At 65.1% G+C, this 10,823-nt stretch carries 9 protein-coding genes; 3 read left to right on the forward strand and 6 right to left on the reverse strand.

Annotation, left to right across the window (positions count from 1 at the left end; translation table 11 throughout):
• Positions 1–22: 22 nt before the first annotated feature.
• Together AC1DSJ_RS06000 and AC1DSJ_RS06005 are read right to left on the reverse strand one after the other, a co-directional pair.
• Complete coding sequence (locus tag AC1DSJ_RS06000) at positions 23–1,012, reverse strand: tripartite tricarboxylate transporter substrate binding protein (protein WP_441371568.1); 990 nt, start codon at positions 1,010–1,012, stop codon at positions 23–25.
• Positions 1,009–1,845 carry an amidohydrolase family protein gene (locus AC1DSJ_RS06005; protein ID WP_441371569.1) on the reverse strand — a complete coding sequence of 279 codons (837 nt, stop codon included), beginning with the start codon at positions 1,843–1,845 and terminating at the stop codon, positions 1,009–1,011. Before AC1DSJ_RS06005 ends, AC1DSJ_RS06000 begins: the two co-directional genes overlap by 4 nt.
• Positions 1,846–2,027: 182 nt before the next feature.
• Between AC1DSJ_RS06005 and AC1DSJ_RS06010 the strand changes: the two genes are divergently transcribed.
• Positions 2,028–2,915 carry a LysR family transcriptional regulator gene (locus AC1DSJ_RS06010; protein ID WP_441371570.1) on the forward strand — a complete coding sequence of 296 codons (888 nt, stop codon included), beginning with the start codon at positions 2,028–2,030 and terminating at the stop codon, positions 2,913–2,915.
• A 128-nt stretch (positions 2,916–3,043) separates the two neighbouring features.
• Positions 3,044–4,876: an ABC transporter ATP-binding protein/permease gene (locus AC1DSJ_RS06015; protein ID WP_427946837.1), complete on the forward strand. Its 1,833-nt coding sequence runs from the start codon at positions 3,044–3,046 to the stop codon at positions 4,874–4,876.
• Here AC1DSJ_RS06015 and AC1DSJ_RS06020 read toward each other — a convergent pair whose 3' ends face one another.
• The 4 genes from AC1DSJ_RS06020 to AC1DSJ_RS06035 form a co-directional block, all read right to left on the reverse strand.
• Positions 4,877–5,680 (reverse strand): aspartate dehydrogenase, encoded by an 804-nt coding sequence (locus AC1DSJ_RS06020; protein ID WP_441371571.1) that lies wholly within the window; start codon positions 5,678–5,680, stop codon positions 4,877–4,879.
• 144 nt (positions 5,681–5,824) lie between these two features.
• The gene (locus AC1DSJ_RS06025; protein WP_476760277.1) at positions 5,825–7,213 is read right to left on the reverse strand and encodes an amidohydrolase; all 1,389 of its coding nucleotides are present in this window, start codon (positions 7,211–7,213) and stop codon (positions 5,825–5,827) included.
• A 161-nt stretch (positions 7,214–7,374) separates the two neighbouring features.
• A complete protein-coding gene (locus AC1DSJ_RS06030; protein ID WP_441371573.1) occupies positions 7,375–8,322 on the reverse strand; it encodes a Bug family tripartite tricarboxylate transporter substrate binding protein in 948 nt (315 codons plus the stop codon).
• 109 nt (positions 8,323–8,431) lie between these two features.
• Positions 8,432–9,703: a carboxylesterase family protein gene (locus tag AC1DSJ_RS06035; protein ID WP_441371574.1), complete on the reverse strand. Its 1,272-nt coding sequence runs from the start codon at positions 9,701–9,703 to the stop codon at positions 8,432–8,434.
• A 453-nt stretch (positions 9,704–10,156) separates the two neighbouring features.
• Here AC1DSJ_RS06035 and AC1DSJ_RS06040 point away from each other — a divergent pair.
• Positions 10,157–10,823, forward strand: a 667-nt coding sequence (locus AC1DSJ_RS06040; RefSeq protein WP_476760278.1) for a type VI secretion system Vgr family protein, incomplete at its 3' end; no start/stop codon positions are given.

Here is a 10,823-nt window from a genome sequence, read left to right on the forward strand (position 1 = left end):
GGGCGTGAACGCCCCGCGCGGCTTAATCCAATTTCAGATTCGCTTCTTTCACCACGCGCTGCCATTTGGCGATTTCGGCGCGGCGGAACGTATCGAGTTCGGCCGGGGTCGAGCCTATGGGCTCGGCGCCAATGCCGGCCAATTGTTCGGCAATGGCCGGGTCTTTCAGCACCTTCGCCAGCGCCTGCGATACCTGGTCGACGATGGCGGGCGGTGTGCCGGCCGGTGCGAACACCGCGTTCCATTCATAAGTCTCGTAGCCCGGCACGCCGGACTCGGCAATGGTGGGCAGATCGGGCGCGGTCTTCGAACGTTCCAGGCCGCCCACGGCCACGGCGCGCAGCTTGCCGTTCTTCACGTGCTGCCACGCCGAACCCATGCTGGCGAACATGACGGGCACCTGGCCCGACATCACGTCGATCATGGCCGGGCCGCCGCCCTTGTAGGCCACGTGTTGCAGCTGGGTCTTGGCCAGCAGGTTGAACAATTCGCCCGCCAGATGCTGCGCCGAGCCGGGGCCGGCCGATGCAAAGTACACGTGATCCTTGGCGCCGGGCTGACCCAGCTTGATCAGGTCAGCCACCGTTTTCACTTCATACGAAGGCGTCACCACCAACACGTTCGGCACGCGCAACAGCAGCGAGACGGGCGCAAACGCGGTCAGCGTGTCGAACTGCATCTTGGAATGCAGCGCGGGGTTCTGCGCATGGTTGGAGGCGTCGAGCATCAGCGTGTAGCCGTCGGGTTGCGCCTTGGCCACCACCGCGCCGCCGATCATGCCGCCCGCGCCGCCGCGGTTTTCAATCACCACGGGCTGGCCGAGTTCGGCTGCGAGCTTGGGGCCGATCAAGCGGGCCACGACGTCCACGGTGCCGCCGGGCGGATAGGTCACCACCAGCGTGATGGCGCGTTCGGGATAGGCGGCAGACGCCGAACTGGCGGCGCCCGCCAACAGGCCGGCGGCAACCAGCAAGCCGCCACGGCGCGCCAGGCGTTTGATCAGAGGGTTCATTTTTTGTCTCCTTGGAATTGGAATAGCTGCAACGGCGTATCGGCAAGCACGATGCGCCGTTGCGTGGGGTCGTCGATCCACGCGTCCAGCCACTGCCGTGCGGCAGGGTAGGACGCCACGTGGCGATGCTCGGTGTGGGGCCAGTCGCTGCCCCACATCAAACGTTCGGGGGTAAAGGCCAGCAGCAGTTGTTGCGTGGCCAGCCAGCCCGAAGCCGCGCAAGCCGGGGCCTGCCAGTTGCGATAAGGCGCGGACAGCTTGACCCAGACGCGTCCGCTGTCCGCCTGTTGCAGCAGATACTTAAAGCCCGGGTCGGACACGCCCAGCGCCGGGTCGGGCCGGCCAAAGTGGTCCACCACCACGCGGCATCCGGCCGCCAGCAGGGTGGGCATGACGTCCGGCAGGCGCAGGGCTTGAAGATGGACTTCAACGTGCCAGCCCAACGCGTTCACGCGGGCCAGCAAGGCTTGCCAGGGCGGCGCGTGCAGCTCGGGCGCGGGCAGGCCGATCAGATTCAGGCGGATGCCCACGACACCGGCATCGGCCAGCGTTTGCAGCGCGGCGTCGGTGATGTCGGGGGACACCACGGCCACGCCGCGCAGCCGTTCAGGCGCTGCGCGCAACGCGTCCACCATGTGGTGGTTGTCGGTGCCCAGGAAACTGGGCTGGACCAGCACGCCATGAGAGAGGCCGTGCGCATCCAGCAGCGCCAGGTACTGCGTGGGCGTGGCGTCGTAATCGGGGGTGTGGCGGCGGGCGTCAGCCAGGGGCAAACCGGGCCGGAACACGTGCGCGTGGGTGTCGACGGCGGCGCCGGTCGAATGCGGGGGCAAAGCGGTCTCCTGTTCTTGGCGCCGGGCGTGGACCAGCGCTTCTGTTCTCTGCGGCGGGCGGTGCCAAGGGCTGCTATTCGCTTAGGCGGGCGTGGCCCAACGCGCTTCTATTAGCCGGAATTCTAGGAACTCGGGGTATAGTTTTCCATTGTCTAAATTGGCTTTATATATATCGGAACGATATGGAAACACGGCACCTGCGGTACTTCCTGGCGGTGGTGGACCATGGCAGCGTCAGCCGCGCGTCGGAATGGCTGGGCATCGCGCAGCCCGCCTTGAGCCAGGCCTTGGGCCGCATGGAGAAAGACCTGGGCGTGCGGCTGTTCGAGCGTTCGCGCCAGGGCGCCGCGCCCACCCCGGCGGCATTGGCGATTCTGGAAGACGTGCGCATCAGCGTGGCGCGCATCGACGCCGCAGCGCACCGCGCGCGCGAGATCGGGCGGGGCAGTGCCGGGCAGTTGACGGTGGGGCTGGTGTCGTCGGCGCTATTCGATACCTTGCCGCGCGCCTTGCGCGAGATGCGCCGCCAAGCGCCGGGCGTGCGCGTCATCTTGCGAGAGATGAGCAACGCCGAGCAAGCCGAAGCCTTGCAGACGGGCGAGATCGATATCGGCCTGATGCATACGCCGGTGGCGGTGGGCGGACGCATGCGCGAACGGCAACTGCTGCGTGACCGGCTGGTAGCCGCCGTGCCGGACGAGTTCGACGTTGCCGAAGACGGCAAGGTGTCGATGGCGCAAATCGCGCAAGCCGGGCTGGTGATGTATCCGCAAGCGCAATTGCCCGCGTTCTATGCGGGCATTCTGGATGCCATGCGCAAGGGCGGCCACGATGTGCACGTTGCCCAAGAAGCGAACCGCACGCTGACGGTGCTGTCTTGCGTAGCGGGCGGTTGCGGCGTGGCCTTGTTGCCCAGCTGGATACGCACCATGAATTTTGGCGGGGTGCGTTTCTGCGACGTGAGCGACGGGCAGACGCTGCCCAGCTTCGACCTGAGCGCCATCTGGCCCGCCCGTTCCGTCCCCACCTTGGCCGACATGTTCGCCAACCTGGACCTGGCCGCACGCTGATTACAGTGCTGGCTTTCACTGCGCATTCAGTTGCCCTGCCAGAACGCTTAAGCCTGGCTTAAAACGGCATTTTCTTCGGAACCCGGCACGCCCGCCCCGTCTAACCAGAAACGACGATGGGGGTGTCCATGGATCTGAACTGGCAACAACAACTTGTGGAAAGCGCAATCTGGCTGGCGCGCGCGTTCGGCATCACCGCCGTCGCCATGGCGGTGATTGCCGTGGTGCTCGCACGCACCACCGATTGGGGGCGCAAGTTCTGGCGCCTGGCCTGGCCCTATCTGACCCCGCGCCGCAGCTGGCGTCCCTTATTGACGCTGGCGTTGCTGCTGCTGTTGGCGATGGCGGCCGTGCGCATGACGGTGCTGTTCTCGTTTTGGTACAACGGCTTCTACAGCGCGCTGCAAGCGCTGGACCAGAGCGCGTTCTGGCGCTTTCTGGGCATCTTCGCCGTGCTGGCCACGGTCCATGTGGTGCGCACGCTGGCCGACAGCTACGCGGGCCAGGCCTTTGATATCCATTGGCGCGTCTGGCTCAATGACCACCTGACGCGCGATTGGCTGGGCGCGGGCGCGTACTACCGTGGCCACTTCGTCAACGAACCGGTCGACAACCCCGACCAGCGCATCGAACAAGACATCACGATGTTCGTGACGGGTTCACGCACGCTGGCTATCGGCGCGTTGAGCGCACTGGTGTCGCTGGTGGCGTTCACGGGCATCTTGTGGGGCTTGTCGGGCCCGTTGACGGTGGCGGGCGTGGAGATTCCGCGCGCCATGGTGTTTGTCGTATTCCTGTACGTGATCGTCGCCACATGGTTTGCCTTCAAGATCGGACGGCCGTTGATCAAACTGAATTTCCTGTCAGAGCGGCTCACGGCTAACTTCCGTTATGCGCTGGTGCGCTTGCGTGAGAACGCCGAGAACGTCGCGTTCTATCAAGGCGAAGCCGTCGAGCGCGGCAACCTGTGGACGCGTTTCACCGCTTACATCGCCAACTTGTGGGCGCGCGTTTACCGGGGCTTGAAGTTCGATGGCTTCAACCTGTCGGTGAGCCAGGTGGCGGTGGTGTTTCCGTTCATCTTGCAAGCGCCGCGCTTCTTTACCGGCGCGATCAAGCTGGGTGACGTGATGCAAACGTCCCAAGCGTTCGGGCAGGTGCAGGACGCGTTGTCGTTCTTTCGCACGTCGTACGACACCTTTGCGCAATACCGCGCCACGCTGGACCGTCTGAATGGGTTTCTTGACGCCAACGAAGCGGCGCGCGCCTTGCCGTCGGTGCATACGGAACCCTTGCCTGATGGCTTGGACATCAATGGCGTCACGGTTCGCCGGCCTGATGGCGGCGTCTTGCTGCACACCTTGAATCTGCGCTTGCGTCCCGGCCAGACCTTGCTGATCAAAGGCCCGTCGGGCAGCGGCAAGACGACATTGCTGCGTGCGCTTGCCGGCCTGTGGCCGTATGCGCAAGGCCATGTGCGGCGGCCGGAAGGGGCGTCGGCCTTGTTCTTGTCGCAGCGGCCTTACTTGCCCTTGGGCGACTTGCGTAGCGCGGTGGCGTATCCGGGGGTGGCCCTGCCGCAAGATGACGCCCGGCTGGCCGATGCGCTGCGGCAAGTCAACCTGGGGCATTTAAGCGCGCGCCTGGACGAGGTGGCGGACTGGTCGCGCATCTTGTCCATTGGTGAACAGCAGCGCGTGGCGTTTGCACGCGTGCTGTTCAACCGGCCAGCCATTGTGTTCCTGGACGAAGCCACATCCGCTACCGATGAAGGGCTTGAGCACATGCTGTACAGCCTGCTGCGCAGCGCTTTACCTGATTGCATGCTGGTCAGCGTGGGGCATCGCAGCACGCTGGACCCGTTTCATACGCATCGGCTGGACCTGGATGGCGCGGGTGGCTGGACGGCCGGCCCGATGGCGCCGCCCGCTGCTGGCACGCCACTACGGGCGGCGGCCTGATCAGGTGCCTACGCGCAACGGCCCTGACAGCTTGCGCAAGGCGGCGACGACGCTTTGCGCGGTGATGCGGCCCGTCTTGGGGTTGGCCGACGGGATGTTCTGGATTTCCATCGAGAACGTGGCGGCGTCAGACACGACTTCCACGCGGTGCACGTTGCGTCCCAGCGACGGGTCGGCCCAGATTTCCAGGGTGCTGCGGTCGGGCCCGATGCCGGCCAACGACACGCTGACCGCCACGTTCAAATTCGCGGGAAAGCCGATGGCGGCTTCACGCGGTGAACCGCGGAAGATCAGGCGCGGTTCGGTGATGCCGGCGATGTCGATGTTGTTGTCGGTGAGGTAGGGGGCGCCCAGCAGGCCCTGCACCGGCTTGCGGGTGATCATCGTGACGGAATGGATGACGCCTTCGGCGGCGGCGGTGATGGCGTCCAGGCCCAGGATGGCGCCCGATGGCACGATGATCTGGCCATGATGCTGGCGGGCGAGTTCGATCAGGTCATCGTTGCGCAGCAGCGCGCCGGAGCTGAGCACCACCAGCTTCTTGCCCGCGCGCAGCACGGGTTCGGCGATGTTGCGGAACACGGCGGCGGGGGCGCATTCCACGACCACGTCGCAATACTCGTGCAAGGCGTCAATGGTGGTGAAGCGCGGCGCGGCGTTCGTCCATGCGACGGTGGGGGCGGCGCTGGGATCGCGTACCCCGATGGCGGCAAGCGACAGGCCGGGCAGGCCGGCATCCAGGGATTGCGCCACGGCCTGGCCGATGGCGCCGAAGCCGGCAATGCCGACGCGGATGTTGTTCATGGAGAGTCCCGTGTGAGGCCGCGGCGCACCGCGAGCCCTGCATCAAAGAAAACGCCATCGACACCGATGGCGCAAGGTTGCCGGCCACTTTATCCAGCGCCCGCGCGGGCGTCAATGCGGAATGGCCGCAATGCGGGCAGCCGTTCAACCTCCTTGCTGCGCGCGAGCCATGTAGTCCACCGTCAGGTTCGACAATGCGCGCACGCCGTTGATCAAGCCCGATTCATCCACATAGAATCGCGGCGAGTGATTCGGCGCGGCCTTCTCCACATCCGTGCCCTTGGGCGTGACGCCCAGGTAGAAGAACATGCCCGGCACTTTTTCCTGATAGAACGAAAAGTCTTCCGATGCGGTGGACTTCGGTTGCAGGCCGTAGTTGCCTTCGCCTGCCACGCGCCGCAGCGTGGAGCCCATTTTCTCGGTCAGCGCGGGGTGGTTGACGGTGGCGTTGTAGAGCTCGACCACGCGCACATCCGCCTTCGCGCCTGCGCTTTGCGCAATCATGTCAGCGGTGCGGGCGATGCGCTGGTGGATGTCCTTCTTCATGCCTTCGTCATACGTGCGGATGGTGCCCGTCATGGCCACGCTGTCCGGCACGATGTTCATGCGGTTGCCGCCATGGATGGCGCCCACGGTGATGACGGCCGGCTCCAGCATGCTGTTGATCTGACGGCTGGGAATGGTCTGCAAGCCCAGAATGATTTGCGAGCTGACGACGATGGGGTCGATGCCCGACCACGGCCGCGCGCCGTGCGTCTGCTTGCCGGTGACGTCGATCCAGAACTGGTCGGCCGCGGCCATGGCGGGGCCGCTGCGCCACGACAGCCAGCCGGCCGGATAGGCGCTGGACACGTGCAGGCCGAAGATGGCGTCCACCTTCGGATTTTCCAGCACGCCTTCCTGCACCATCATCTTGGCGCCCCAGATTTTCTTGCCGTCGGGTTCGAAGTCGGCGGGGCTTTCCTCGGCGGGCTGGAAGATGAACTTCACGCTGCCAGGCAATTGGTCTTTCATGCCGGCCAGCACTTCGGCCGTGGCCATCAGGATGGCCGTGTGCGTGTCGTGGCCGCAGGCGTGCATCACGTCCACTTCCTTGCCTAGATAGGTGCCCTTGGCCTTGGACGCAAAGGGCACGTCAACCTGTTCTTTCACGGGCAGCGCGTCCATGTCGGCACGCAACGCCACCACGGGGCCGGGCTTGCCGCCCTTGAGCACCGCAACCACGCCCGTGCCCGCCACGCCCGTCTTCACCTCCATGCCCAGCGCGCGCAGATGGTCGGCGACGAGCTTGGACGTGCGCGTTTCCTGATTGCCCAGTTCGGGGTGTTGGTGGATGTCGCGGCGCCAGGCGATGAGCTTGTCTTCGATGGCGCGTGCGCGTTGGYCGATCTGTTCGGACAGCGCCGCATTGGGCGCGGGCGGCAACGGGCCTTGCGTGCCGGGCGCGCTTTGCGCGGCGGCGGGGCCGGCCATCAACAGATGGGCGGCCAGCGCCAACGGCGCCAGGCGGAACAGCGTCTTGCGTGCTTGCATGGGGGTCTCCTCGTGGTTGTTAACCTGTTATTGGGTGAGGATCTTACCCAAGCGCCACGCCGCCGGCGTGTTTGTTACGGATGCTTAAAATCGGCGCGTTTTGATTCCGGCCGATGGAATTTTCGCGAAGGCGGCGTTGGCGATGTAGAGGGCGCAATGCGCTATTGCAGCTTGATGCCCAGCTCCTTGATCAAGGGCGCCATCTCGGCGCGATCCGCTTCAATCGTGGCGGCCAGCACGTCCGGCGTACTGCCGATGGGAATCATGCCCAGCGTTTCCATCTGCGCCCGCATCGCGGGTTCCTTCAGGATTTCCGACACAGACTTCTGGATCAGGGCGACCCGGTCCTTTGGCACGCCCGCTGGCGCCATCAGGCCGATCCACGGTTGCGGGGCGTAGTTCAGGCCAGACTCTTTCAGTGTGGGCGTGTCGGGCAACCCGCCGAAACGCTCGGGGCTGGTGATGGTCAGCGCGCGCAGCCGGCCACTGTCGATCAGGCCTTTGGAACTGGACGGGGCATCCAGCCCCACATCCAACTGGCCGCCGATCAAATCGTTCTGCGTCTTGCCGGATGACGACGACGGCACGTACAGCGCCTTGATGCCGGCGCGCCGCGCCGTCTGCTCCCACACCAGATGAAACGCCGTGCCAATGGAGAACGAGCCCACGCTCAAGCTGCGCGTCTTGCTTTCGCGGACGAAGTCATCCCAGGACTTGATGGGGCTGTCTTTCGGAACGATGAAGATGAACGGCGTGCGCGCCACCAGCGACACCGGCTGCAAGTCTTTCTGCGTATCGAACGGCAGGCTGTCCACCGCGAACGGCACGATGGTGACGGTGGAAGCCACCACCATGCCCAGCGTGTAGCCGTCGGGCGCGGACTTCACCAGCGCGCTGGTGCTGATGATGCCCGAGGCGCCCGGCCGGTTTTCAACCACCACGGGCTGCCCCCAGGCCGCGCCCAGTTTGCTGGCCAACACGCGCAACATCACATCCACCGGCCCGCCCGGCGGGTTGGACACGATGATCTTGACGGGCTTGTCGGGATAGGCGGCGTGAGCGGCCAATGGCGCGAGCAGCGCAAGCGCCAGCGCGGTTTGCTTGAACATGGAATTCCCCTTGTGTTGTTGGTGTGTGCGGCGGCGGTGCATTCGAGCTATGAACTCAGGCTGCAACTTCGGGCGGTGAACGTGAGCTTTGACCCTTGTCCGCCCGCCTTCAGGCCAGAATCTGCTGATGCGGCGCCATGGGCCAGCCGGGCGTATCGCCGCGGATGAATGCGATCCAGGCGTTCTGTGTCTGCCGCGTCAATTGCGCAGCGTGGCTGCCGGGCAACCCGGCGAGCATGGGCGCCGCGGCGAAAGCGTCAACGGTGCCGAAGACGAACGGCAGTTCAATGCAATGGCAGGCGCCAAAGCGCGATGTGGGCGCAACGTCGAAACGGGCCAGCCATGCTTGCCGGCCCAGCGCAACGGCGTCCGTGGCCCATTGCCGCGACGGCGCGCCGAACACCTGTTCGCTTTGTTCGCGGCCAGCAGCATCCGCCGCGTGGCCGGGAAAGGCGGCCATCTCGTCGCGGGTGTAAGCCACCAGCACATCCGCGCGGGACGCTGCTGCCTTCAATGCCGGCGCAATGTCTTGCGGCAGCACGTGTCCGTCCAGGACCGGGCAGAACTGGCTGCGGCGGCTGCCTTCGGCTTGCAACGCTTCGGCCACCGCGGGGGCTTGCTGAGCGGTGAGCAACGCGGACACCGGGAGTTCGCGCGCCGCCTCCAGCGAGTCAACGCAGGCCGCCTGCAAGAACGCGCGCCCCAACGTTTCGGCTTGCGCGGCTGTTCGAAAGCCCCGGCCCAGCGCCGCGCTTTGCAGAATGGCGCGTGAGAAACGCGGCCGCCGCGCCAGCATCGCGCAGATCGACGACGCGCCCGCCGATTGGCCCATCACCGTGATGCGTTCCGGGTCGCCGCCCAGGTCTTGAATGTTGTCCAACACCCAATCAATGGCGGCCTCTTGATCCAGCAGGCCGACGTTGGCCGTCTCGCCGGGCACATACAACCATCCCAGCGCGGCCAGCCGATAGTTCACGGCCACGACCACGATGCCGCCGCTTGCGGCCACGCGCGCGCCGTCATACCAGTCCAGCGCGCCGCCACCGCTTTGCCATGCGCCGCCATGCAGCCACACCACGACGGGCCGCCGCGCGGTGTCGGCGCCCGGCGTCCAGACGGTCAGGTGCAGGCAGTCTTCCGATTGCGGCACGTCGAAGTCGCCCATCGCGCCGCGCAAGCGCGACGGAATCTGCGGCGCAATGGGTGCCGGCTGGGTGGCGTCGCGGTCTCCGCGCCACGTTGCGGGTTCGGGCGGCGCAAAGCGCAAACGGCCCACGGGCGCTTGTGCATAGGGAATCGCGCTGTAGCGGCAGACGCCGTCGTTATCGCGTACGCCGGTCAGCGTGCCAGCCCGTAGCACCGCCTGGACGGTTTCACTCATGTCCTGCCCCTTGTGTTGTTGTGGTGTTGACCGGCGGCATGCGCCGCATCGGTGGAACTCATGGTAGGGACGAAAGGGGCGTAGCGGATATGCCGGTTTTGAACGGGGCCATGCGGAACGCGCATGGCTGGTGGAAATGGTGTGTGGAACATGGCCAGTAAGGCAGGTCTCCCCGTGCGCGGGCCAAATTTGACCCGATCGGGCCAGATTTGACCCGCCGATAAATGCTTATGAATCAAGGGCTTGAAAATTATCGAGTCAAAACTGGCCCGATTTTCGCGGCAAACGTGCTGTTTTCAGCGGAGAACGGGTTACGGCGGTTTGCATGGCGTTGCTGGATTCGGTGTATGTCGTTGATTTCATTGACGTTAAAAGCGTGATGCGAAAGCTGGCACGGATGTTGCATTAGCCCGGTATTGCGCGATTCACCGCGCCTTTGCTCAGGATGCCGCCATGCCCCGCCAATCCGATTTGCGCTTCACCTTCACGCCCTCTGGCCGCGGTCTGGATTTCGACGTCATCGAATTCACGCTGGACGAGGCGCTGTCCGAGACCTATCGGCTGGAATTGGACCTATCCAGCTTCAACCCCGCCATCGACTTCGGCGCCATGCTGGATGAACCCGCGCTGTTCACGATCTGGCGCGGCGATCAGGCGGTGCGCCATGTGCATGGCATCGTGACGGCCTTTCAACAAGGCGACACCGGCTTTCGGCGCACTCGCTACCGCGCCGTGGTCGAGCCATCGCTTGCGCGCGCGGCGTTGTGTTCAGACTGGCGCGTGTTTCAGCAGCTGTCCGTGCCAGAGATTTTGGCTGATGTATTGAAGCGCCATGGCATCACCGACTACGAACAGGTCACCACGAACGAGCACTTGCCACGGGAATATTGTGTCCAGGCCGGCGAAACCGATCTGGCGTTCTTGAACCGGCTGGCCGCCGAAGAAGGCTATTTCCATCGCTACGAACATAGCGAGAAAAGCCATCGGCTGATTCACGGCGACCGCATCTACATCCACGGCGAAATCGCCGGCGGCCCGGTCGTATACGTGCCGCTTGCAGGCGGCGACCCGGCTCAGCCCGCGCTGCATCGTTTCACCTATACCGAGCAGCTGCGCACCG

Source organism: Achromobacter sp. 01N37, assembly GCF_056399725.1.